This window comes from Methanosarcina subterranea (assembly GCF_055385895.1).
This window is the reverse complement of sequence record NZ_AP042426.1, coordinates 4,669,291-4,694,347: the sequence shown is the minus strand read 5'-3', so window position 1 is coordinate 4,694,347 and position 25,057 is coordinate 4,669,291. Positions and strand designations below refer to the sequence as shown.

Below are 25,057 nucleotides of genomic sequence, written 5' to 3'. Positions count from 1 at the left end.
CCTGTTACAGATCCTGCAAGCTTCGCTCAAAATAGTAGGAAATTGCTGCAGCTGAAAAAAGATCTCTTCAAGCCCAAGGGAGAATTCTTCCGTGAAAATGAAAACAAAAGATATATTTATACTCCTTGCCCTGCTGGTGGTCTTCATGTCGGGCTGTATTGATCAAAAAAAGGAGATCATTCTGGATGAGCCTGGCAATATCTCTAATTATGAATTTGAGGTTTTTCTGGATGAGTGGGATAACGAAATTCCAGCAAATACTACCACATATTATATTCTGGAAGACAAGACAGAGTTGCAGGTCGTCCATATCATTATAAATAGCAGCAAGCTTGAAATCTTCCCTCCCGATTCCCTTGGTGGCAATTCCAATGAAGACCCTATTAGAAATTTCGTACTTCTGGTAGAGCCTGCAAATGAAACTGTAGCAAGTTCAAGAACTTTTATGAGGCTCTCAAACAGTAGCAACGTTTCGGACATCAATTATACTCTTACGCAGGAAATTACGCGGAACGTGAAGTTAATAAATCTTGAATTTGAAGAGCCTGTTACAGGTTTTATCGCATATACTCTTGATATGCCCGGAACTCAGAGTTTTACCTTTATGAAACCTGACTCCGAATTCATCCGCGTAGTTCTTCCGGAAGGCTATGCTACAGGCAATAGGGTATTCGGGATAGCAAGGCCTGAACCTTATGACATAAATTTCGATGAAAAAGGGAGGCAAACTCTTCTGTGGATTTCTTCTAAGATGGGGGAACGGGAAGAAGCTATTCAGGTTAAATACTATGCTGAATCTGCACCCATGTATTTCTTCGCCGCAATTGTAGCCTTACTTTTCGGGGTCGCTATGGTGCTTTCGCGTTATTCCCGAAGTAAAAAAGAACTGGAAAGCGTTAGGGAAATCTTCGAGCTCGAAAAGGAATATGAAGAGAAAGAACAACGAAAGAAAAAATAACCACAGGTAAAGTTTCCTCCCTACCACTTCTTTTTCCATTTCTTGAACAAGCTATCTATTTTTAGTCAAACAGGAATCTATTTATTCAAGCTTCACCTATTATCACCTTGGTGAAGGCGTTGGGAAGTCTCCGGCATAAATACCCTTATTCCTTAAAATCTGCATCTGAGGGTCTCTCTCCTGTTGTTGGCTCCCTTCTCCTTCTGCTAATTACGTTCGCACTTGTAGGTATAGTTGCTAGCAGCATCAGTCTCTCCGGCAGCAGAACTAATTTCCAACCACCTCTGGCAAAAATTACTCTTGAATCCTGTGAAGGGGGGATTTACGGAACTGGGAAGGTAAGCCAATGGGTCACGTTTAAGGAAAATCATATTGTCCTTATACATGAGGGAGGAGATTCTCTTTCATTAGACTCTATTTCGATAAGGATTTCCGGATATGGAAATTCTTTCCAGGGAAATATTTCTAATGGAACTGGAAAAAGAGCTGAAGGAAATGTAGAGGTTATTTACATGGACCTGAGCCAAAATGGAAAGAATCAAAAGTACTACGTTGTGAATAATAACGCCACTCTTGAAGACGGCTCATGGGATGTCGGGGAAAGGCTTGTGCTCTGCGGACAGGACAGTGCAGTAGGGACAAGAGAATCCAGCGTAAAAGTTAGTGTAAATGGGGACAATAAAACTTCCGACAATTACGGTTTTAAAGCAGGCACCGAAATAACTCTAAAGATCATTGACCGTAAAGGTAGGAATGTTATTGCTGAACGAAAGGCGGTTGTAAAGCTCGCTGACTGATTAAACAAAATCTATGTCGGTAGTTAAATGATTTAAGTAATAATGATGAAACCGACTCCTTTTTCATTTTCTGTTTAATTGTCGGACACCCATTGTGAAGCATTATGCCAGCTTCAGCTTTGTTCTTGTTCACTTTGTATCGGTTCATGTAAGGGTATTGGTCGGAAATTCTGCTTGTTTCTGATAACGATACTGTATCTATATTTGAAAATAAGGTTATTCTTTCTTTTTCAGGTCTGTTTTCGGATCAAATTTAATATTTACTCTTTAAGAAACGTCTTTTTCCTTAATCCAACTATTTAATCCTCTTTAATATAGAGTTTTTTAAATAAATTTATCCTAAAAAGCTTCATTGATCTTATTTTGAGTTTTTTTAAATCTGGCTCGTACGACAAGGATGAGAAATCAATAGCACTAATAATTACCTGTTGAATTAAGAGATTTGACCTGCAAAGTTGATTGTACTTGATTTTGCGCCTTAAGTAAGCAATTAATACTGAATTTAAGTTCTTGTCCTGAACTTTAAAATTTACTTTTTTAAACTCTAGCTCATTTTTCCTGTTCAAATACACGGCTCTTAAGGGTTCCGATAAGGGTTAATCATGTTATTTGAAATCATATCCTGGATTAAATGTTATATAAAGCTTCTTTTATAAATTCGCCGAATTAAAACCCGGCATTTTTATAAGTATGCTTTTATCTAAGCCCGCTAATTTCAGGAATGTCAGTCGGCGGATAGTCGACAGGACAATTAGAGAAGACGATTAGAGCAAAGCAGGACTTATGCTTTTGAGCTAAGAAAACAGTAGCATGAGACTCCAAAAAATCTAAATCATAGTATTTGTGACAGAATTGTCTATGCTATCTTTTTGACCTCATGGTATCTAGGTCCTAAGAGATAAAAATCGCTCTAAATTATATTGAACATAACAAAAATTAGGGGATTAGGACATATGGGTAAACTAATATTTGACAGACTAAAAAGGATCACGTGCATGTTTACACTGATTTTTTTTGTGATGTCATTTACAGCTACGTCAGTAAGCGCAGAGTCAAGTGATCAGAAATTACAGACATTAAACAATGAGAGAACGCAGCTGGATGTACAGAAGACTGATTTAGAAAAAGAAAGACTGAACCTGAATGCAGAGAAGAAGACATTAGAAGAAAAGAAGAAAAAATTGGGCAACAAAAAGAAAAATGACAAAGAATATCAGAACTGGCTTAATAATTACAACAGATGGCTAAGCAAATATCAGAAATGGGAAGCCAAGCACAGGAAATGGTCCACCAGAAATCAGGCATGGCAGGTAAACTATAATAACTGTATGAACAGCCGTTAAGAATCAACTGTATAATATTATCCAGTGCTATAACGTAAATGGTTTCCTGATAGGATTTACGCGCCTGAGAAACAAAAATAAAGCACGAAGATATGTCATACAATGTAATTTAGACTCATAGTGTAATTTAGAGTCTTTGACATTTCATGCTACCTGTTCTCATTTCAGGTGCGTAAGTCCTATTTAAATATAAACTCCTCTCCCTTTAATTCCGTTTGTTCAATTTTCACGGAGTTTTCCCTTTAGATTTATTTTTCTCCGCAGATCAAATGGTAATTGTAGTTGTAGGCTATCCGTTTCCGGAACGGCATCTTCTTTTTCTGAAGTCCCATGATGTCTTTCAGGTCCAGGTCTCTTATATTTTTTAATCCTGCTGCCCTGAAATATTCAAACATCTTTTCAGGCGGGACCCCGTGCCGGTTGGGAAGTTCACTGTCTATTTCTCTGGAGTAGTGCCCTTTTCTGGGATTCCTTCTTTCAACAAGCAAAATGCAGAACTCACTTACAAGCCTCCTTACCCTGGTTTCCAGCGAACCGTCATTCCAGACCCCATCAATGACAATAAGCACTCCTCCTTTTATGAGCACCTTTTTCCAGTTCTGGACTGCGGTATCAGGGTGCGGAAGGGTCCAGAGGAGGTGGCGGTTGACCACAACATCAAATGTATCCGCCTCAAAAGGAGGAGCTTCAGCATCTCCTTTTTTGAAAACACTGTCAAACCCTCTTCTGGAAGCTTTTTCCCGGGCTTTTGCAAGCATTTTTTCCGAAAGGTCAAGGCCTGTAACCTGGTGTCCCATTTCAGCAAACAGCAGCCCTATTTCACAGGTCCCGCAGCCGACATCAAGCACTTTCAGCTTTCCTGAGGGAAGCAGGCTTTTAAATACATTTTTCCAGGCTTCCCTCTCGGTTTCACTCTGGATCCCGTGCCCCTCATAGCTGTCATAGGTCTCAGATGAGATATCCCATACACGGGTAATAGTCTGTTTGATCTGGTTTTCCTGAGTTGTCATGTTTTAATTCCTCTGTTTATATTTTCAATTGAGGTAATGGTCCCGTTTTCAAGGTAAGCGATCCTGTGGCAGACTTTCCTTAACACCTCAAGGTCATGTGAGATTAGAAGGTAGGAAACGCCTGTTTCTCGCTGTAGCTTCTGCATAAGGCGCAGTATCTGGGCCTGGACTGAAACATCAAGCATGGAAGTGGGCTCGTCAGCTACTACAAAATCAGGAGATAACGCCATGATCCTTGCGAGCACTATCCTCTGGATCTCTCCTCCGCTGAGGTGACCCGGATAACGGGCAAGGTGTTCTGGAAGGAGGCCTGTGAGTTCTGCCAGTTCTTCTCCTCGCTTCAGGAGGGCATCCTTTCTGAGCCCGGAATGAAGTTTCAGGGGCTCTATAAGGTTTTCAAAGGCTTTCATGCGGGGGTCAAGGGAAGTTTCAGGGTGCTGGAAAATCATCTGGATCTTAGGGCGCAGTTTCCGAAACTCTTTTTTTCCCATACCCAGTATATCCACTCCCTGGACCCGGATTTCTCCCCCTGTGGGTCTTTCAAGCCCTACAATACATCTGCCTACAGTGGTTTTTCCTGACCCGCTTTTCCCGAAAAGCCCCAGGGTTTCTCCGCGAGCTACTGAGAAACTGACATTTTTGAGCACTTCCGAAGCCCCAAATCTCATTGCCAGCCCGTCTATTGCTATTACTGGAAGTGGCACCTTACCATGCCTCCTTTGTAGCTTTTCATTTCTGGATGCTTTCTGGAACACTCTACACCTGAGTACCTGCACCTCTCATGAAAAAGACAACCTTCAGGAAGCCTGATCCTGCTGGGTGTCTGCCCACTCAGGGAGACAAGTCCGTTTCTGGGCTGAGCCCGGACAAGCCCTTTTGTATATGGGTGAAATGGTGTGCTGAGGATTTTTGAAGCCTCGTCCAGTTCCACGATCTCTCCCGCATACATTACGGCTATGCGGTCACAGACCTCAAGAGCTAGGTCAAGGTCATGCGTAATCAGGAGCATTGTCTTTCCGTATTCTTTTTTTATTTTAGTGAAAAGGTCAACTGCGCCTGCCTTTGCCTCAGGGTCCAGCCCCTTTGTGGGCTCATCCGCAATCAGAAGCTCGGGATCAAAAGAAAGAGACATACAGGCAATTAGCCGCTGCTTCATGCCTCCTGATAGCTGGTGAGGATAGAGACTGCAAAGTTTTTCTGGATCTCTCAAAAAGAGCTGTTCCATGAGCTTAAGGGCTTTTTTCATTCCCTCTTTTTTTTCATTCCTGTTCCCCTCAAAAACCTCCTCCAGTTGAATCCCGTTTCTCAGGACAGGGTTAAGGGCTCTAGCCGGGTTCTGGGGCATTAAAGAAATTCTTTTTCCCCGGATTTTTCGGAGTTCTGAAGGTTTAAGGGAAAGAAGGTTCTGTCCATGAAAAAATATCTTCCCAGAAACATTTGCATTTGTCTGAAGAAGCCTTAGCACGGCAAGTCCTATTACGGATTTTCCTGATCCGCTTTCCCCGATTATCCCGAAGGTCTCTCCTTCTCTCACCTCAAAAGAGACATGAGATACTGCTTTTACAGTACTCTCTCCTGCAGGAAATTCGATAGAGAGGTCTCTTATTTCAAGCAGGCTCAATAGATTTCGCCCCCTTCGTGGTTCGGGTCAAGAATATCCCTCATGCCGTCTCCCAGGACGCTGAAGACGACCACAATGAGGGTTATAGCAAGCCCTGGAAAGATTGTTTGGTAAGGGGCCGTCCTCATGAATTCCTTTCCTGCGGAAAGCATTGCTCCCCATTCAGGCACATCTGCAGGCAGCCCTATTCCGAGAAAACTTAGCGTGGCAATTGAGAGAATCACATGTCCGAAGTCGATTGCGGCAAGCACGAGGAGAGTGGCTATGGCATTGGGCACGATATGCTTCCTGATTATGTAGAAGTCTCCGGCTCCGCCTGTTATAGCGGAAAGGATAAATTCCTGTTTTTTGATGGAAAGGACCTGTCCCCTCATCATCCTTGCGTACTTTGCCCAGTGAACGATCGAGAGGGCAAGCATCAGGTTGAAAACCCCGCTCCCAAGCACCCCCATAACGGTGAGGGCAAAGATGACTCCGGGAAAAGAAAGGAAGATATCAATTATTCTAGATATGCTTTCGTCCACAACTCCACCATAATATCCTGCTGCACAGCCCGCTGCAGTTCCCAGAAACAGGGAAATAAGCACCACCCCTGAGGCAATGGAAAGAGAAGTCCGGGCTCCTATCAGGATTCTGCTGAGCAGATCCCTTCCAAGGTAATCTGTACCCAGAAGGTGTTCTCCCGATGGGCTGAGGTTTTTGTTTTTCAGGTCAATGGCATTAGGTTCGTAAGGAGAAATAAGGGGAGCAAAAATGGCAATCCCGATAAAAAGTAGAAGGACTGCCAGAGCAAAAATCATGTCTTTTCTCTGGAAGACTCTTTTTGCAAATTCATTTCCGTAAGCTTCCGGCAGTAAGAAGCTTTTTTTTCTTAATCTGTCAGCAAATGCATTATCCATAGTATCAGCCGTACCTTATCCGCGGGTCCAGATGCGTATAGAGCATATCCACAAGGAAATGCACAAGTAGGAACATCGTAACAATCGCAAGCACACAGCCCTGGACCACAGGCAAATCCCTGGCCGAAATCGAGTCCACAAGCAGGCTTCCTATTCCAGGCCAGGCAAAGATCTTTTCAATCACAACAGCTCCTCCAAGCAGGCTTCCCATCTGAAAACCAATTACTGTGATGACAGGGAGCATTGCGTTTTTAAGAGCGTGCCTGCTTATGATTTTCCATAAAGGAAGCCCTTTGGCTTTTGCAAACCTGATGTACTCCTGCCCCAGGGTTTCAAGCATGCTTGTCCTGGTGACTCTCATAACCGAAGCAACGGAATGAAGGGAAAGGGCTGCGGCGGGCAAAAACAGGTTTTCGAGGCTTCCATACCCTGCTACAGGCACAAGTTTCAGCTTCAGGGAAAATATCAGGATAAGGAGCAGGGCTACCCAGAAACCTGGCATCGAAACCCCAAAAAGCGTTACAACCCTGATGATGTGGTCCGAAATCCGGTTTTCTCGGAGGGCAGAATAAATCCCAAGGCTTACTCCCACAACCACTGAAAGCGCCATACTTGCTCCTGCAAGCTGGACAGTTTCCGGAAGGCGCAGAGCCAGGAGGTAAAAGACCGGTTTTTTATAAACATAGGAGGTCCCTATGTCCCCTCTCAATACTGCTTCTTTTATCCACCTGAAAAACTGAAGGTAAAGAGGGTCATCCAGGTTATACTTGCTTGAGATCTGGCTGAGCTGTTCTTCGGTTGCGCTTTCCTCCAAGCCGACAAGGGTATGTTTGAGAATTAACTCAGCTGTGCCCCCCGGAATCACGTTCATAAGGAAAAAAGTCAGGGCACAGACCGCAAAAACCGTAAATGCCATGAAACCTGCCTTTTTCAAGAAATACTTCATGTTTCCTCCTCAAAACAGACAGAAGGCAAGAATGCCTATCTGTCCAGTGTTACTCTGGGTGAAAGGAAATTCAAAAGGAAATTAAAGGGCACAGGCATGAGCTCTGTACCTTCACGAGAATCCTGTTGTTTTCACTTTTCGAGGTACATTCCTGCATTTATGCGGTAGTCGTGGGCTGTCGGGTCGAACACATATCCTTTTACATAGTCTTTCTTCACGATTGCACAGCCGTAGTAAGCTACTATAATCATAGGTTGTTCGTCATTCACTATGGCTTCAACCTCATTGAACTTCTTATAACGTTCTTTCAGGTCCGTGACCTGCCTTGCTTCTTTTATCAGGGCATCTACTTCGGGACTGGAATAACCGGGCCCGTTATCAACCCCTTCTGTCGTGTACCAGTTCGTAAGAATATATTCGGGGTCCGGGACCATCGCAATGTTGTATGCGGCAAGGTACAGGTCCCAGCTGCCTTTTTCTTTCCTGTCATTGATTGACCCCATCTCCATTACTTCTGTTTCGACAGCTATACCTGCCTCCCTTAACTGGGCAGCCATAGCTTCAGCCATTGGTGGGAGGCCCGGCCTTGCGGAATAGGTCATCAGGTTGAGTTTGAGGGATTTTCCATCTTTGTCCCTTATCCCGTCTCCGTCAGTGTCCACCCAGCCTGCGGCTGTCAGGAGTTCATCGGCTTTTTCCAGGTCTCTGGTGTAAGGGCTCAGGCTCTTATTTGCCCAGACCATCGTGGGCAGGAAGGGACCTGCAGCAGCTTCTCCTACGTTGTAAAGTACATGCTCGGCAATTTCAGACCTGTCAATAGCATAGGACATAGCCTGCCTGACTCTTACATCTTCAAGAGGCTCATGTTTCAGGTTGACGTCGAGCTTGTAAACCCTTGGAGTCCTGTACTTCTCCACAGTAATGCCATCTATAGCGTCAATCCTTTCCGTTTCACTATAGGGCACATCAACTGTAAAGTCAACTTCACCATTTTCGATTGCCATTGCTCTTGTGTTCGGGTCAGGTATCCCTTTAAGGATCATTTTGTCAAGCCCGACTTCTCCTCCCCACCAGTTTTCGTTCTTAACAACTGTCAGAACCCTGGTTCTCTCGTCAAAAGACTCAAACTTATACGGCCCTGTCCCTACAGGCTTTACGAACTCTCCAGCTTCGTCAAAAGAAGAGGGGCTTATTATGGCAGTATCAGGGTAATGGAGAATTCCGGGCAGGATAGGGTTGATTTCCGTGGTTTTGATTTTGAGGGTATAGTCGTCGACTGCTTCTATAGTATCGACCTTGAGCATGGAAGCGACTTTCGTGTTTGCTTCAATGACGTTCTCCAGGGTGAACTTTACTTCCTCTGCAGTCATCCTGCTTCCGTCATGGAAAGTAACATTTTCTCTTAGCTTAAATTCCCAGATATTCTCATCAAGCTGTTTCCAGGAAGTTGCAAGCCCGGGCTTCAGGGAGAAATCTTCACTAGCGCCAACGAGGGTTTCGGTTACCGCAGCTTTTTCACAGATAAGCGTTCCACCGTCTCCATCAATGGTATTTATCGATTCAATATCCCACATTTCTGCAAGTATAAGTGTACTGGTTTCAGAGCCAGCTTCATAGCTTCCTTCCGCCTGGGAGGCGGCATCAGATCCCGATGCCATTTCAATCCCGGAGACTGCTTCTTCTTTTTCGCTTTCTTCTGTACTGCTGCACCCGGAAATCACCAGAAAGGAGCAGATCAGCAGGATAATTAACAACATAAACAGGGGGGAGCTTTTATTTTTCATTTCGGAACCTCCATCTTTTTTAATGTTTTTTACTTCCGGCCGCAGATAAGGTAATACTGGTAACTGCGTACAATCCGTTCGCCTAACGGCATGTTCTCTTTCTGGGCCTCTCTCACCTCTTTCAGGTCAAAAACCTGGATCTTTTCAAAACCCGTATTCGACAGGTACTCCTTTACTTTTTCAAGTGGAGCTCCTCCAGCGTGCGGGAGCTGGGCTTTAAGTTCGTCGGAATACCCGGCGTGTCCTTTTCTGGGATCTTTTCTCTCAAGAAAAAGGGTTAAAAGGGCGCCTGCACCTCTGCGGACTCTGGACTCCAGGGTCCCTCTGTCCCACACTCCATCGATAATTACAACCTTCCCATTTTTCCGTAGAACCCTGTTCCAGTTCTCTACAGCTGTTTTTGGGTTCGGAAGGGTCCATAAAAGATGGCGACTGAACACAATGTCAAAAGAAGACGGATCATAAGGAGGGTTTTCTGCGTCTCCCTCTCCAAAAGTTATATCAGCTTCACAGGTTTCAGCCTTTGATTTTGCTGTTTTCAGCATCTGTCTGGAAATATCAATTCCAGTAACCTTATGCCCCATCTCAGCAAATAGTAAACTTAACTCTCCTGTTCCACAGCCAACATCAAGAATTTTCAAACCTTTTTTCGGAAAAACTTCCTGAAAAGCACGTTTCCAGGCATCTCTTTCTTTCTTGCTCTGGATCCCGTGTCCTACATGGGTATCAAAAGTCTCGGATGCAAGGTCCCATTTATGGGCTACCATCTCTTTGATCTGAGTTTCTGAAGAAGACATCAACCAGTACTTGCCTATCTTATGATTAATAATTTTCTATTTTGTAATACGAATTATAATTAAACTAAAAATTAGTAACATTAAGTTTTAGTATACTTATTTTGATAAATACAATTAGAATAAGGATCTTTGCGTATGTCTTACCAGACGCCTCATAAAAAAGAGATTGTCTATTTCTAATGTCAGTTTCAAGAATTCGAAAGTTATTTCCTATTCAATTGCCTGGAATCCTGGAAATAAGACTGTGTCTCTAACGATTCCAGCCCGGTAGTAAAGAATGCTTTCCGGAAATTAAGGTAATAGTCATTATACTGCTCTCTTGTATGGGTGTCATTAAATACTGTCTGCTGGGAGTGAGGATAGGAATCGCTAATCCACTGTCCTGTCTGTGTGCTAAAGTCCTGGTCTCTGGTGCCGGACCAGACCATAACCTCACCCGTATAATTTGATCGATTCAGGTCAAAGTATGATGTGGAGATTGCACCTTCTGCATTTGCTTTCAAAAAATCGGCAATCACAACCCGGGTCCATTCGTACATCAGGTTTACTTCTTCGGGAGAGGTCGGATCATAATCAAGCAGGTCCGTACATGTCAGTTCATATATCCGCACTTTCACTTCTACTTCAGAGGGAATATTGATAATAAAACTGACAAAAGGAAAGTTGTTAGGTGGAAGGATCCATTTTTTAAAGTACAAATATTTGTTTCTGAAAGTAGCCCCTTCAACCTGGCTTTCAGCAACCCTTATCTGCGATTCTGTATCGCCCTGCAAGCCAAGTTTGAACATCATAAATGCCATGGAAGGTCTGGATTCATTCTGAGGCAGAGCAAAATATATGTTTGCAGCTTCAGGATTTGATTCGTATAAATTGCTGGCAAAAGTAGCGTTATTTTGTCGGGCAAGGTCGGGAGCTCCACTGAATTCGATCAGTGCGCGGGAAACATGTGGACCATATCTGTCCAGGTATTGCTGAACCAGAAATCCCCCGCCTGACCCCCCATAAAGCATTATTTTGCCTTCCGGGGATAGGAGCCCTTTACTCTGCATGTCCCGCCGCACAGCTTCTATATCTTCTATTTGCTGTGCCGAACCATATAACTTCACAGCCAGACTATGGTTAACCGATCCATCTTCATTATAGACTTCCGGAAATAGTGTTGGGTTTACTCCCCGGTTACCTATGAGTACATACGAAAGTCCCCCAAGCTTATTTTCAAAATACTCAAAGTCCTTGGGGGAAGTAATCATTCCCACCGCTTCCTGCTGGTTGTCAAACAACCAGAAAATCACGTTCTCACCTGGCTCGAAATTGGGACTAAGAATATAGAAGGCTGTAAAATTTCCTCTTGAAGGGTCGTTATGGTCAATGGGTAGCTGTAAATAATGGTGGTGGCTGTCTGGCGGCATTTCGAGATAATAGCTGCCTGCAGCAAGCCGTTCAGTGGGTACAGCTGTGAACTCCCTGTACTCATACCATCCGTATAGAAAACCTGCTACAAGAAAGGTAAGCGCCAGAAATTTGAGAAGCTTAATATTCCTTCCTCTACATCCTAACATGAAGAATTTCCTCTATTTTTTTAATTGTCAGCGTAGACTTAATTATGTTTTTATTTAATCACTTCAGTGAAATTTTGACTTCTTTTTTCTTTTCCTGGTTATCTCGAATGTTATTTTGTTTAAAGTCTGCTTTTCTGAACAGGGTTAAAGTTTCAGCCGGGTCGGAGTATAACTACCAGTAATTTTTTTTTGACCGTGTTAATACAACTAACTGAAAGGTTATAACCGATGTGGTTAAATGCACATATCGGAATAAACATTAAGAAGATCTTAATCGGGGGATAAAATGAATAGAAGAAGCATTGCAATTATTGGTATACTGGCTATATTGATTGTAGCTGGTGGTATTTATGCATATACAGCATCTACACAACCAGATACACGACTAATAGTTTCTACTACAACCAGTTTGGAGGATACAGGGCTTTTAGAAGAGATAGAGGCAGCATTTGAGGATAAATATCCTGGAGTAGACGTATTAGTTATATCCGGAGGTACAGGTATAGCTATACAATACGGTGAAAGAGGAGATGCTGATGTTCTTCTTACTCATGACAAAAGTCGAGAAGAACAATTTGTAAATAGTGGATTCGGTACAAATCGTACGGAAATAGCATATAATTATTTCTGGATTGTCGGACCTGAAAATGATCCCGCAGGAATAAAGAGCCTTACTGCTACAGAAGCATTTAGTAAGATAATGGAAGAGGGTCAAAATAATCCTGATCAGGTTAAATTTGCATCTCGTGGAGATGATTCAGGTACACATGCAAGGGAGAAAAAAATATGGGAAAGTACTGGAGTAAGTTATGATGAGGTTAATAGTTCGGGTGAATGGTACATTGAAAGTGGTAGAGGTATGGGAGAAACTCTTTTACTTGCCAATGAACAGAATGCCTATACTTTAACTGATTCTGGAACATTTCTTGCACATACAAACGACGGAAGAATCCAGATTGTACCAATAGTAACAACAGGCGATGAACTGCTTAATGTTTATGCAGCTATGCCAGTGAATCCAGAAAAACATCCAGATGTTAATTATGAAGGTGCTCAAAATTTCGTAGATTTCCTCATTTCTTCGGAAGGGCAGGAAATAATCGGAAACTTTGGTAGAGAACAATATGAGCAACCGCTTTTCACTCCAATCTCTGAAGGTTTACCATCCTGAGGATGGATTAAACTCTTAATTATTTTTTTAGCTAAAATAACTCGAAAGAACTGACATAATCGCATAAACTATAAGACCGGAGTTTATACTTTATGATTAAAAGTGATATCATTCGGCTTATTTTTCATAGGGTCTAACTAATTTTAATTATTTGTCACCAAATCTTACTCATATTACATAAAAAATAAAAATATCAATAGGATTATTTATGGCAAAATTAATAATAGAATAATTCAAAGAATTTATATGTATTTAGGGTCTAATAAATCCCATGCATTTCAAGATCAAAACTATAAAAGGCAATAAATATCTTTATGTCATCAAGAATGAACGGATCGATGGAAAAGTAGTTCAAACAATTCAAAAATATGTTGGAACCGCGGACCATGTTTATGAGCTCATAACAAAAAACACTGAAAAAAAGGTAGCTTCCTACTCTTTTGGTAAACCAGCTGCCTTACTCAAGGCAGCTGAAGACGTGGGGTTAATCAAAAGTCTGAACAAACACATTGATCGGAAAAACATAAAAGGTCTCACCCCAGCAGAATATCTTCTCCTAATCATCATTGGTAGATCCGAACATTCCTTAAGCAGAAACGTTCTTGATTACTATTTTAAAGAAAGTTCACTTCAATTTTTCATGAAGCCAAAGTACAAACTCTCAAGTCAGAACTTCCTGAATTACATGGAAAAATTGGATGAAGAAACAATCCGCAAAATCGAACTTGATATCTCTCAAACATTGATCAAAAAAGGAATAAGGCCAACGAAGCTAACATTTGATACAACTAACTTCAGTAGTTCGCTAAAATCTTTCCTCCACTTTTACTCTACCTTCATTTATCTCAAACACCACACTGTTGTCCTCACTCTTAACTTTCTTCTTATCCATTCCTTAATAATAAGTATAAATACTTCAAATCTGAACTTATCCTCATCTATGACCTGAGGTCCTCTTTTGACAATAGTAAAATGTTTATTCTGAATGTATAGCCATATATTTTTTAGTAGAAAGGATACCAATGCATAAAAGTACCTTATAGTTGCGTTTTTAGATGATGTCTTTGGTCTAACCACATTCCTCATCCTGTATGACGATTCAATAGCAAATCTTCTTCTGTAAACTGTACTGACCTTTCTTGGAGACCATTTAACTCCAAAAACAACAAAACCAAGGTTCTCACATCCCTTTTTACCTCTCTTTCCTTTCAGATACTTAACATCAATGATAATGTCTAAAAGAATCTTTTTCTTAGAATTCTTCATGACATATTGTGTACTCCGAGCCTTATTCCCATTCATAAGTTGCTTCATCTTCTCTCCTTTCTTGACAACAGGAACTATGTGAGGAACACCATTACTTTGCAAAAATTCAAACACATCTATAGAATAAAACTCTCTATCAAGGCAGAGAACCTTGATTTTAAAATTCAGTCTTTTGATGAGATAGAGAAAATAGGAGAGGTATTCAACCATTGGTTTTTTCTTTTCTACAGGAAGAACAGATACAGTAAACCTTTCGTTCTTGTTAGTGATGTAGAGGGAGATATATGAGTAAAAAGAGTTTGTTGACTTTTTAGCTTGGCTACGAATTACATATTTCTCGTTAGACGAATCTGTTTTCCCGTAATAAGGATCGTTGGTTAAATCAATGGCAAACTCATAGCTCTTACCTGTTTTGAGAGTTTTTAGGGGATTTTGAAGAAGAATCTTTTCATTGGATAGGATCAATTCGTCCATGTTTAGTTTCTTAAGATGGTAACGTAAAGATGTTTCACAAGCAACAGCAGAATACTGTTTTGAGACAGAATGGACTGAACTCTTATCGACTGCCAAACTCACAACAGTACGAATAATGTCTTCACTTGTAAGTGAACCATTGATCTTGAGGATTACATGAGATGTGAGAGGTTGTAATACAGAATCAATACAGTACTTTGACTTTAATTCGATTTTAAACCTATTTCTGAACTTATTTGTGAAAAAAGACATAGAGAGGCATTTTTCATTACATATAAAGGTATCGAGAAGCTTCCGTAATGAGGAAATCAAAATTAGCGAAGTACTGAACTTTTATACTCACATCGAGCATGGGGAGGATCTTCCAAAAAAAGGTTTTTCCAAAGATAAACGATATGATAAGAACCTCATCGGAGTTGGTTTGACAACTTCAAACGGAAACCTTCCTTTTCAGACAATTACGTATCCAGCAAACGTTCCTGATGTAACTCTGTTCTCCGATCTGATTGACAGTATCTGCAAACGTATAGAAGAGATAGGGATTCCTCTTAAGGAAATAACAATTGTTTTTGATAGAGGAATGAACTCTACAGATAACATAGAACATATTTTGGATAAAATGCACGTTGTTGGGGCTTTACCTTCTTCGATGTGCAAAGATTTATTCCATGTTCCTTTGTCCGATTTTGAAGAAAAATGGGAGAATGGAAAAAAGAATATCATCAAAGCTCATCGTGTAAACGGAAACTGGTATGATAAAGAGTTTACTGGAGTCATAAAATACACTGAAATTACTAGTCGAAAACAGATGCATGAGTGGGAAGTTAAAAAATTTGATATCCTGGAGAAGATTGGAGAAATAAGCTCAAAACTTAACCGTAAAGGAAAAGGCAGAAAAATGACATCAAAAGGTCTCATGAATCGTATTGTTGATACAATTCCAAAGCAATATAGAGGTCTCTTTGATTACAATGTCGTTGAAAAAGAGGGAGAGTTACAACTTTATTTCAGTTTAAATGATGATCAGGAAAAAGAGTTTCTTTTAGGGATGGGAAAGACTGTTGTGTTTACTGATAAGGATAATATTGCAACAAAAGAAATTGTGGACATGTACGATTCCCGAAACATGATTGAAGAGGATATAAAGTGGCTGAAAGACAAGTTACTGATACCGGTAAAGCCTGTGTATGTCAGAAAGGATATGAAGATCAGAGCCCATGTGTTTCTCTGTGTAATGGGGTTACTGCTACACAATTATTTGCTTCATTTGATCGATGACCAGGAGCTAACAATTCAAAAGCTGGCCGAGAATCTTGAAAAGATAAGAATGGGATTAGTATACAATGGAAAAGGAGGGGAAAACGCAGAGTTTGTCGTAGAGGAAATGAACAAAGAAACTGCGGAGATCTTTACAAAACTTCAACTTGGGGAGTATATCCCAAGTTGAAGTCGTCAACTTAATTAATTTTTTGTTAGACTGTGAATAATCATAGCCAAGAGCCTTTCTTTTTTAATATCTTAGAAACTCCGGTAAGATCACTAAATTACAAGGTGTATCAAGTTCAGGTGGTCGTTTGAATGAAATTATCCAGGCAATTTTTCAGGCAATAGAACTAATAGTAGAACTTGATCCAAAACTGATTCAAATAACGAAATTAAGCCTTTATATTTCGTTAACTGCAACACTGATAGGCTCATTAATATCGATTCCCCTCGGTGGAATGATCTACTACTATGAGTTTCGGGGAAAACGAACCATAATAAATCTCATTCAAACCCTTTACAGTGTTCCTACAGTCTTGGTAGGGCTTTTTCTTTTCCTGCTGATATCTCAACAGGGTCCTTTCGGATTTTTGAAAATTCTTTTTACTCCCACTGGAATGATAATAGGGCAGATATTACTAATATTGCCTATTCTCATCGGATTTACTATCACTGCTCTTGTTGGGGTTAGCACCCAAATAAAAGAATTAGCAGTATCTTTGGGGGCTAGTACATCTCAAACAATAATTACCATCATAAAGGAAGCTCGTTATGCTATAATGGGTACTGTAATACTTGGCTTTGGAAGGGCTATATCAGAAGTAGGAGTTGCCATACTTATTGGGGGTAATATCAGAGGTTTTACAAGAACTTTTACCACTGCCATATCTCTTGAAACTTCCAGAGGTAATCTGGTACTTTCAATAGCATTAGGATTTATACTTCTTTCTCTTTCTCTAATAATCAATTTATTATTGAATTATCTGCAGGGTAAAGATTAATTCGATAAACAGTTAGTTTAGGTTTAACAATGCACATAGTGGAATTGGAAGAAATTTACAAAAATTATGAAAATCTCCAGGTTCTCAAAAATATTAACCTGCAAATAAAAAAGGGAACCAGTACTGCTCTTGTTGGACCAACTGGATCTGGAAAAACTGTAATGCTCAGATTAATTGATTTATTGGAAAAGCCATCCTCTGGAACTGTATATTTTGAAGGTACTGATGCCAATGAATCTAATAATACTGGGCTGAATATAAGAAGGCAAATCGGAATGGTTTTTCAAAAGCCGCTTGCTTTTAAGGCCAGCGTTTATGATAATATTGTTTATGGTTTGAAAATCAGGGGACGAAAAGAGAATATGGAGGGGAGGATCAAAGAACTCCTTGAGTTGATTGGTCTTCAAGGTTACGAGAATAGAAATGCGCTTAAATTATCGGGTGGAGAAACTCAAAGGCTTGCACTTGCGCGGGCAATGATTACGGATCCCAAGTTACTATTGCTGGATGAACCAACTGCAAATCTTGACCCTATCTCTAAAAAGAAACTGGAGGAACTAATCCTAAAAATTAACCGTGAATCTGAAACAACCATTATAATGACTACTCATGACCTTTTACAGGGTCAAAAGCTTGCAGACAGGATGGTTATACTTTATAATGGCCAGATCCTGCAGTCTGGAACGCCTGATCAGATATTTAGAAAACCGAAAAATAGATTTGTGGCTGATTTTGTTGGTATTGAAAATATAATGAGTGGTAAAATTGAGGACCGTTCAAATGGTTTAGCAAAAATTAAAACAGATTCCATAACTTTATTTACTTTAACCGGAGTTTATACTTTATAGTATAAAGCCACATCAAGCGACATGATCTACTTAGGGTCTAACAAAAAATTAATTATGTTGGGTAACAATTCCAAGCATTTTAATATAAAACCGACAAATATAGAACCAATTAAATAAATCGGTGTGGCACAAAAATAGTTAATTTCCCACTATATGGGGTCTAACACAGGATCTCTGTAACAAGACGCCCTATTATGGTTTCTTTAGTATAATATGGTGAAAATCATATAAGTATCAATCGGTGAGCTAGTTCAATATGTGGTGACGCCAAAATTGAACGAAACGAGTTTGGAACTTAATTAATTTCTTGTTAGACCTACATAATATCCATAGCTGTACCACGATTTTTATGAGATCTTATAAACTCCGGTTTAACGGAAAAAGAAGGTAAAGTTCATTTTACTATAAGGCCTGATGAAATAACAATATCCAGGGAAAAGGTACAAACCAGTGCTAGAAATACAATTCAAGGTAAAGTTTATGAAATAATTGACACCGGGTCACTTATAAAACTATTAGTAGACACTGGTGAATTATTCACTGTTTTTATAACTCGCGAATCTCTCAATGAACTCAATATTTCTATAGGAACCAGTATTTGGTTATATTTTAAATCATCTGCTGTTCATGTATTTTAATCATAAATGATTAACTTGATTTTTTAGAATACTTCATCTTTTGAAAATATACTTTTTATAAAATAATGGCTAATCAGCCCTGCAATAAATCCAGTCGCCATATTTGTCAGAAACGAACCCTTACTGGCTGTTTTTTATTCGCTTAACTGTAACCAAGATCCCGAAAGATCGAGCTGGCAGCCCAAAGCATACTTCTCCTTTCAAATGGAAACTGTATTATAAGTTATACGTTTCCGGAATGGCATTTTCTTTGTTCTATTATTCTCCTGTTTTTTGAAGGAAAATCTCTTTTTGATCGATAATTTTATAAAATACCTATTTATATATTTTAAGCGCGAAAGCCCTGTCTTCCGTTTTTATAGATATGTTGAGCTTTACATATCTGGGAGCTATAGAGTTCTGGCTGGTGTTTTTTTCTGTGTCCGGCCAATTACGAGGGGTTCTGTCCCTTCCATTGAAATTTCGCCCCTGCACCATATTGCAAATTAATAAGTTCCTGTCAAAAAGTTACCTATAAATACAGTGTATCCTTCTGCGTTATGTTGAAATTTACATAATGTAATCCTCCCATTATCACGGTTGTCTGACATTTGATCATGTTTGCAACTGCATTTAATAGCATTATGTTTTATTAAACATAACGATGAAACCCATGGTGGTGAACACATTGCATAAAAATTCTGATCAAGAGAAACACAATCTGGAAACAATTCTGAAACAGGTAAAGGATCCTGAGTTGCTTTCACAGATTGAAAAGGTCGTCCCCTTTCACGGATTCCTTACCTCAGGGGCATTAATCGGCATCCAGATGCTCAATATTGCAAGAAGGGAGCTCGATGCCCGGGACGGGGAGCGCATATACGTGACCTGCGAAACGAAAAGCTGCATGCCTGACCCCTTCCAGATTCTTGCCGGAGCTACCATCGGAAACAACGGGTTGAAGATCAATAACCTGGGTAAGATGGCTGTCACGGTAAACAAACAGGCGCCCGAAGGAGTGCACAGCATAAAAGGTGTCCGGATTCTCCTCGACCCTGAGAAGACAAAAGACTATCCCAAACTCCACGCGTGGTACCTGAACACCGAAAAGCTTCCCCATGAAGAGGTTGTGCCCATCCTGCTGGCGGCAGGAGAAAAGGTGTATTCCTGGAAACCTGTGGACATGGAAGTTCCGGTTCGGAAGAAAAAGCGGATACAATGCTGTAAAAATTGCGGTGAAATGTTCATTCAACATGATAATGAGCTGCTGTGCGGCGGATGCACAGAATAACGTTGAGAGGTAAATAAAATGCAAGATGAGATGCGATTGTCTGTCTTTTCCGAAAAAAAAGATAGGCAGCTGGTCTATAAGCCTGAAAAATGCATTGGCTGTGGAACCTGCGTACAGGCATGCCCCAAAGGCACTCTTTCAGTGGGCGCCGTGGGAGCTGTAGCTAGAAGGCTCCTTGATGCTGATTTCCTGGAAATGAAAGAAAGTGAAAACTGCATTGTCTGCGGGATTTGTGCGAGAGTCTGTCCCACAGGGGCTCTTGAGTTGAGGCAGGAAGGAAAAACCCTCAACGACAAATCCTATATTTTCGAGGCCATGAAGCCAACAACAGTAAATGAAAACTGCGTCCACTGCGGGCTTTGTGAGGATATCTGTCCCAGAGGCTGTATTGAAGTCACCAGAGAGATTTCAACGGACGGAAGGCTGAAGCTTGTCGGAAAGACCCTCATTGATACTGAGTGCTGTATCCACTGCGGCTGGTGTGCTGCAGTCTGTCCTGTGAACGCTATTTCCGTGGAAAAACCCTTTGAAGGACGCTGGACTCGGGATGAGACTGTCTGTCAGACCTGCCATACATGTGTGGAAGTCTGTCCTGCAAATGCCATTTTCAATAAAAGGGCTAAACCCGGAGAAAGAGTCGAAAAGATCAGTCACCGTCCGGATGCCTGCATTTACTGCGGGGCCTGTGCTGTTTCCTGTCCTGTTAATGCCATTGATGTCAGAAAAACCTCAATTCTGCCGGATGTTGAGAAAAAGGGTCCTCTCGAGAAAAAGCTGCTCGAAGCCCCTGTCCCGGAGGTTCTGCTCCGTACCCGCCTGGAAACCGATGAAGCTGCTTGCCTGGGCTGTGGGAACTGTGTGATCGTCTGTCCGGTAAATGCTCTCAATAACCGTGAACTTGCTGCAGGATACCTGAACGACATGGACGAAAAAGCTCTCCTTGAGGTTAAGAACGGAAAAATTTCAGTCGTAAACCAGGACCTCTGCGGAGCAGACGGAGCTTGCGCCCTTATCTGCCCTGTTAATGCTATTCGGCTTGTGAAAAAAGAGGTGGAATAAAATGGCAGGAACAATTGCAATCAAGAACGGATACGTCTTTGACCCCCTCAATGAAATAAACGGGGAGATTATGGATGTCTTCATCAGGGACGGAAAAGTCGTAAAAGAGCTTTCTGCAGCCGAAATGAAAACATCAAAGGTTATTGACGCCTCAGGCATGACTGTTATGCCAGGAGGGGTTGACTCCCATTCTCACGTTGCAGGCGCAAAGGTTAACGCCGGCAGGTCAATGCGTCCCGAAGACCATTATAAATCAAATCTTAAGAAAACTTCACTCACCCATTCCGGTTCAGGATACACCGTCCCCTCGGTCTACAAACAGGGGTATGGTTACGCAGCAATGGGCTATACAACTGTTTTCGAAGCTGCGGTTCCTCCTCTTGAAGCCCGCCACACTCATGAAGAGATGCGTGCAACTCCCCTTCTGGATATGGGCGGGTACCTTGTGCTTGGAAACAACTTCTTTTTGATGCGCTACCTCAGGGACGGGGACATGGAAAAGGCTGCTGCTTATGTCGCCTGGATGATGAAGACCCACAAGACCTACGGGATCAAATGCGTCAATCCTGCTGGGGTCGAAAACTGGGCATGGGGCAAGAACATTAGTTCTCTTGACGAGACCAACATCCATTTCGAGATTACTCCAAGAGAGACTATCAAAGGGCTTACTGAGATCAACGAAACCCTCGGAATGCCAATGCCAGTCCACCTGCATGCAAACAACCTGGGCCACCCGGGCTGCTATACGATTACCAAGGACTCCCTCAAAATCCCTGATGGGGTAAAGACAAAGCAGAACATGAACGTGGAATGGGCAGAAACCAAAATGGACCCTTCAAGGGACCGTTCTGTATACCTTACCCATCTGATGTTCAACAGTTTTGCAGGCACAACCTGGGGGGACTGTGAATCCGGTGTTAAGGATATTGCAGACTACATTAACAACAGGGATCATGTGGTAATCGACAGTGGATGTACTCCCTTCGGAGAAGCAACAGTTATGACCGGAGACGGGCCTGCTATCCACGATCTTTACACTCTTACGGGAAACAAGTGGTCGAACACTGACGTTGAAATGGAATGCGGCTCAGGTGTCATTCCCTTTACCTATCTCAAGTCCAACCCCGTACATAGCCTGCAGTGGGCAATGGGGCTTGAATGTCTCCTGCTCATCAACGACCCCTGGAAAACCATAATGACCACAGATAGCCCCAACGGCGGACCGTTCACAAAATACCCTGAGGTTATGACCTGGCTCATGTCCGAAGCTTTCAGAAAGCAGACCTTCGGTGAGTGCCACAAGTGGGCAAATGACCGGAGCGAACTCGGAGGCGTAAACCGGGAGCTCTCCCTCTATGATCTTGCGATCCTGACAAGGGCCAACCCTGCAAAGACGATTGGCATGGTCCATAGAAAAGGTTCTTTTGGCGTGGGTGCAGACGGAGATGTTACAGTCTATAACATAAACCCGCAGCAGCTTGACGCAAACAATTACGAAGCTCTCCTCAGGACCTTCAGAAAGGCAGAATACACCGTGAAGGGCGGCGAAATCGTGGCTGTTAAAGGAGAGATTGTTTCCCTGCCCGAGAAACGGACTTACTATTCCGAAGTGCATGTCGAAAACGAGCGGGAAAAAGAGATGCTGGCTGACGTGAAGGAGTGGTTCAGGTACTACACCCTTGGCTTTGCCAACTATCCGACTCCAGAAAAATACCTGGCAAACCCGACTCCCATACAGGTTAACGGTGAGAGGTGAAGTGATGACAGAGGGAGTACTTACTCATAAAATGACAGATGCCGGAAAAAGTGCCGGAGAAATGGAAGAAGTGACGCTCATTCCTAAAAAAACGATTGACATTAAACTGGAAGCAGATGTTATAACTCCTGATTCCTTTGCAGGTAAAAGTGCCGAAGAAATAGGAAAGCTGTTCGTCTGGCAGGGCCCAAAGACCTATCCTCTTTCCGATTTCTTTGAAGTCGTAGGCAGTGCAGGCAGTTCTGCAGCTGAGACCCTGATCCGCATAAAAGGTGATGCAACGAGGGTTAAAAGGATCGGGGAAGGCATGAGTGCAGGAAAAATTGAAATTGAAGGTTCTGCAGGCATGCATGTCGGGACCGGAATGAAAGGAGGAGAGATCGTCGTTTACGGAGATGCCGATTCCTGGGCAGGCATGGAAATGACAGGTGGACTCCTGCACATTAAAGGCAATGCCGGAGACCACGTGGGTTGTGCTTACAGAGGAAAGTGGCACGGCATGAAAGGTGGTCGTATCGTTATCGAAGGTTCTGCAAGGCACCAGCTCGGAGGCGGCATGGACGGTGGGGAAATCCTTGTGGAAGGCAATGTTGAAGGTTTCTGCGGGATCCACCAGAACGGCGGGCTCATTGTTGTAAAAGGCAAAGCTCTCCGCGGAGTGGGTGCAGAAATGGCAGGTGGAACCATAATTATCGGGGGCAAAATTGAGCGTTTCTCTCCGGGGTTCGAATTTGTATCTATGGAAAATAGGGTCAGGTCTGGCGATATTGAACTAATTGGCGAATTCAAGAAATTCACAGGGGACTATGCGATTAGCAAGCGGGCAAAAGGAGCTCTCTATGTGGTTGCAGATGTAAACCCGGAGCTCTGAGGTGAAAAGCATGGAAGTAATACTCATTACCGGAAGTACGATCGATGAAGGCAGGCTTGCCAAAGGCGGGGATAAGTTCACTGAAGAGTACACTATGGAGTGTGCGTCCTGCTGGATTTCTCCTGCGGATTTCGCGTTACTCTGTTCTCCTGATAAAGTAAAAGTAACAAGCCGGAACGGAAAACATTCAATCATAGTTTATACGAAATGTACGGACTCAGTCCAGCCAGGGCAGGTGTTCATGCCTAGGGCTATCTGGTCGAATGTTATTATCGATCCTGATACCCTTTCTACGGGTTCTCCACTCTATAAAGGAGCTCCTGTAAACATTGAGCCCTCAGAAGAAGAGATTCTTAGCGCTGAAGATATAGTGCTGAAAGTTTATGTCGGGGGACAGTGAGTATGATTTACAAAAACATAGTCTGTCCGGTCTGTGGGGCAGCCTGTGATGACATTCAGGTTGAATTCGGGGACGGAAAGGTTGAAGCTAAAAATGCATGTAAAATGGGAAACGCCAAGTTCAAGGAGGTTGTAAGTTCCCACAGGCTCAGGCAGCCCCTTATAAAAGTCGAAGGAAAACTGACCCATGCAGCCTGGGACGAAGCTCTTGAAAAAGCTGCCGATATCCTTGTTTCGGCAAAACGCCCCCTCCTCTTTATGGGCAGCGAAACCTCCTGTGAAGCGCATGAAGTAGGGCTCAAGATAGGGGAATACCTTGGTGCTATTGTCGACTCCAATGCTACTATCTGCCACGGCCCGACAGCCATGGGAATCCAGGAGTCCGGAAAAGTCGGTGCAACCGAAGGTCAGAAGAAAAACAGAGGTGACCTCATAGTCTACTGGGGGACCAACCCTCTCGAATCCATGCCCAGGCAGATGTCCAGGTATGGAGTTTTCCCGAGGGGCTACTGGACCAAGCGCGGGCGTTTTGACAGGACAGTCATCACTGTAGACCCAAGAAAAACCCCTACCACCGAAGCTTCCGACCTGCACGTGCAGCTCAAGCCCGGCTCGGATTATGAACTGATAAGTGCACTTCTCACCCTTCTCCACGGTAAGACTCCCCACCCGTCGGTGGAAGAAATCACAGGAGTCCCTATCCAGGTCATGGAAGAGATGCTTGACATGATGAAGAACTGCAACTTCGGGGCCATCTCCGTTGGGCTCGGGCTCTCCTCATCCATTGGAAAGCACAGGAACGCTGAAATTGCCATGAACCTTGTGAAGGAGCTGAACAACTATGCCAAGTTCACTCTCGGAGCTCTTCGAGGTCACTGCAATGTAGCAGGCTTTAATCAGGTTGCTTCCTACATGTACGGCTATCCATTCGGGCTTGATTTCACACGCGGATACCCGCGTTATAACCCAGGAGAATATACAACCGTTGATGTGCTGAGAGAGAAAGATGTAGATGCAGCTTTTGTAATGTGTGCTGACCTTGTCTGCCACATCCCTGCAGACTGTGCTTCTTATCTTGCCGAAATCCCCATGGTCTGCCTGGATATTGCTCCCTGCCCGACCACAGCTGCTTCGGATATCGTGCTCCCGGGAGTCATTGACGCCATGGAATGCGACGGAACTTTCTACAGGCTCGACGACGTGGCTGTACACTTCGAACCTTTTACTACTTCACCCTTCGAGTTTACGAAGAGCAACGAAGATACACTGAAGCAGCTCTTTGAAAAGATTAAAGCAAGGAAATAAGTCAAGTCTGTTTCACAGATTC

At 42.5% G+C, this 25,057-nt stretch carries 23 protein-coding genes; 14 read left to right on the top strand and 9 right to left on the bottom strand.

The features are described 5' to 3' along the window. The first annotated feature begins 97 nt into the window (after positions 1-97). The 3 genes from ACZ5A8_RS20430 to ACZ5A8_RS20420 all read left to right on the top strand — a co-directional run bounded on the left by ACZ5A8_RS20430 (position 98) and on the right by ACZ5A8_RS20420 (position 3,098). Positions 98-958 (top strand): DUF5803 family protein, encoded by an 861-nt coding sequence (locus ACZ5A8_RS20430; RefSeq protein WP_464534233.1) that lies wholly within the window; start codon positions 98-100, stop codon positions 956-958. A gap of 110 nt (positions 959-1,068) precedes the next feature. Then, positions 1,069-1,755, top strand: coding sequence for a type IV pilin domain-containing protein (locus tag ACZ5A8_RS20425; protein WP_464531220.1), 687 nt, complete (start codon positions 1,069-1,071; stop codon positions 1,753-1,755). A gap of 953 nt (positions 1,756-2,708) precedes the next feature. Then, entirely contained in the window at positions 2,709-3,098 is a 390-nt protein-coding gene (locus ACZ5A8_RS20420) for a hypothetical protein (RefSeq protein ID WP_464531218.1), read from the top strand. Positions 3,099-3,346: 248 nt separating this feature from the next. Here the strand turns inward: ACZ5A8_RS20420 and ACZ5A8_RS20415 are convergent, their stop codons facing one another. The 8 genes from ACZ5A8_RS20415 to ACZ5A8_RS20380 all read right to left on the bottom strand — a co-directional run bounded on the left by ACZ5A8_RS20415 (position 3,347) and on the right by ACZ5A8_RS20380 (position 11,714). Then, positions 3,347-4,108, bottom strand: a complete 762-nt coding sequence (locus tag ACZ5A8_RS20415; protein ID WP_464531217.1) for a class I SAM-dependent methyltransferase — start codon at positions 4,106-4,108, stop codon at positions 3,347-3,349. After that, complete coding sequence (locus ACZ5A8_RS20410) at positions 4,105-4,812, bottom strand: ABC transporter ATP-binding protein (protein ID WP_464531216.1); 708 nt, start codon at positions 4,810-4,812, stop codon at positions 4,105-4,107. The genes ACZ5A8_RS20415 and ACZ5A8_RS20410 overlap by 4 nt, the downstream gene beginning before the upstream one ends. Continuing rightward, positions 4,797-5,729, bottom strand: coding sequence for an ABC transporter ATP-binding protein (locus ACZ5A8_RS20405; RefSeq protein WP_464531214.1), 933 nt, complete (start codon positions 5,727-5,729; stop codon positions 4,797-4,799). Before ACZ5A8_RS20405 ends, ACZ5A8_RS20410 begins: the two co-directional genes overlap by 16 nt. After that, a complete protein-coding gene (locus ACZ5A8_RS20400; RefSeq protein WP_464531213.1) occupies positions 5,726-6,628 on the bottom strand; it encodes an ABC transporter permease in 903 nt (300 codons plus the stop codon). The genes ACZ5A8_RS20405 and ACZ5A8_RS20400 overlap by 4 nt, the downstream gene beginning before the upstream one ends. A gap of 4 nt (positions 6,629-6,632) precedes the next feature. Beyond that, positions 6,633-7,574, bottom strand: a complete 942-nt coding sequence (locus tag ACZ5A8_RS20395; RefSeq protein ID WP_464531212.1) for an ABC transporter permease — start codon at positions 7,572-7,574, stop codon at positions 6,633-6,635. Between the two features lie 131 nt (positions 7,575-7,705). Beyond that, entirely contained in the window at positions 7,706-9,358 is a 1,653-nt protein-coding gene (locus tag ACZ5A8_RS20390) for an ABC transporter substrate-binding protein (RefSeq protein ID WP_464531211.1), read from the bottom strand. Between the two features lie 29 nt (positions 9,359-9,387). Beyond that, positions 9,388-10,155, bottom strand: coding sequence for a class I SAM-dependent methyltransferase (locus ACZ5A8_RS20385; protein ID WP_464531209.1), 768 nt, complete (start codon positions 10,153-10,155; stop codon positions 9,388-9,390). Positions 10,156-10,358: 203 nt separating this feature from the next. Next, entirely contained in the window at positions 10,359-11,714 is a 1,356-nt protein-coding gene (locus ACZ5A8_RS20380) for a hypothetical protein (protein ID WP_464531208.1), read from the bottom strand. Between the two features lie 286 nt (positions 11,715-12,000). Here ACZ5A8_RS20380 and ACZ5A8_RS20375 point away from each other — a divergent pair, with 286 nt between their 5' ends. Beyond that, positions 12,001-12,885 carry an ABC transporter substrate-binding protein gene (locus ACZ5A8_RS20375; RefSeq protein WP_464531207.1) on the top strand — a complete coding sequence of 295 codons (885 nt, stop codon included), beginning with the start codon at positions 12,001-12,003 and terminating at the stop codon, positions 12,883-12,885. Between the two features lie 840 nt (positions 12,886-13,725). On the opposite strand, the gene ACZ5A8_RS20370 is transcribed toward ACZ5A8_RS20375, so the two are convergent. Next, a complete protein-coding gene (locus ACZ5A8_RS20370; RefSeq protein ID WP_464530343.1) occupies positions 13,726-14,877 on the bottom strand; it encodes an ISH3 family transposase in 1,152 nt (383 codons plus the stop codon). Here ACZ5A8_RS20370 and ACZ5A8_RS20365 point away from each other — a divergent pair. The 10 genes from ACZ5A8_RS20365 to ACZ5A8_RS20320 all read left to right on the top strand — a co-directional run bounded on the left by ACZ5A8_RS20365 (position 14,864) and on the right by ACZ5A8_RS20320 (position 25,035). Next, complete coding sequence (locus ACZ5A8_RS20365; protein ID WP_464531205.1) at positions 14,864-16,072, top strand: IS1634 family transposase; 1,209 nt, start codon at positions 14,864-14,866, stop codon at positions 16,070-16,072. The genes ACZ5A8_RS20370 and ACZ5A8_RS20365 overlap by 14 nt on opposite strands. Before the next feature lie 127 nt (positions 16,073-16,199). Next, complete coding sequence (locus tag ACZ5A8_RS20360; RefSeq protein WP_464531204.1) at positions 16,200-16,889, top strand: ABC transporter permease; 690 nt, start codon at positions 16,200-16,202, stop codon at positions 16,887-16,889. A 38-nt stretch (positions 16,890-16,927) separates the two neighbouring features. Beyond that, on the top strand, positions 16,928-17,737 hold the full coding sequence (locus tag ACZ5A8_RS20355; protein WP_464531203.1) for an ABC transporter ATP-binding protein: 810 nt from the start codon (positions 16,928-16,930) through the stop codon (positions 17,735-17,737). A gap of 359 nt (positions 17,738-18,096) precedes the next feature. Beyond that, positions 18,097-18,375 (top strand): TOBE domain-containing protein, encoded by a 279-nt coding sequence (locus ACZ5A8_RS20350; RefSeq protein ID WP_464534232.1) that lies wholly within the window; start codon positions 18,097-18,099, stop codon positions 18,373-18,375. Positions 18,376-19,042: 667 nt separating this feature from the next. Continuing rightward, positions 19,043-19,645 carry an FmdE family protein gene (locus ACZ5A8_RS20345; RefSeq protein WP_464531201.1) on the top strand — a complete coding sequence of 201 codons (603 nt, stop codon included), beginning with the start codon at positions 19,043-19,045 and terminating at the stop codon, positions 19,643-19,645. Positions 19,646-19,663: 18 nt separating this feature from the next. After that, positions 19,664-20,704 carry a 4Fe-4S binding protein gene (locus tag ACZ5A8_RS20340; protein WP_464531200.1) on the top strand — a complete coding sequence of 347 codons (1,041 nt, stop codon included), beginning with the start codon at positions 19,664-19,666 and terminating at the stop codon, positions 20,702-20,704. A gap of 1 nt (position 20,705) precedes the next feature. Beyond that, positions 20,706-22,460, top strand: coding sequence for a formylmethanofuran dehydrogenase subunit A (locus ACZ5A8_RS20335; RefSeq protein WP_464531199.1), 1,755 nt, complete (start codon positions 20,706-20,708; stop codon positions 22,458-22,460). 4 nt (positions 22,461-22,464) lie between these two features. Next, positions 22,465-23,331 carry a formylmethanofuran dehydrogenase subunit C gene (locus tag ACZ5A8_RS20330; protein WP_464531197.1) on the top strand — a complete coding sequence of 289 codons (867 nt, stop codon included), beginning with the start codon at positions 22,465-22,467 and terminating at the stop codon, positions 23,329-23,331. Positions 23,332-23,341: 10 nt separating this feature from the next. Beyond that, entirely contained in the window at positions 23,342-23,731 is a 390-nt protein-coding gene (locus ACZ5A8_RS20325; protein WP_464531196.1) for a molybdopterin dinucleotide binding domain-containing protein, read from the top strand. A gap of 2 nt (positions 23,732-23,733) precedes the next feature. Next, positions 23,734-25,035 (top strand): formylmethanofuran dehydrogenase subunit B, encoded by a 1,302-nt coding sequence (locus ACZ5A8_RS20320; RefSeq protein ID WP_464531195.1) that lies wholly within the window; start codon positions 23,734-23,736, stop codon positions 25,033-25,035. The last annotated feature ends 22 nt before the right edge of the window (positions 25,036-25,057 follow it).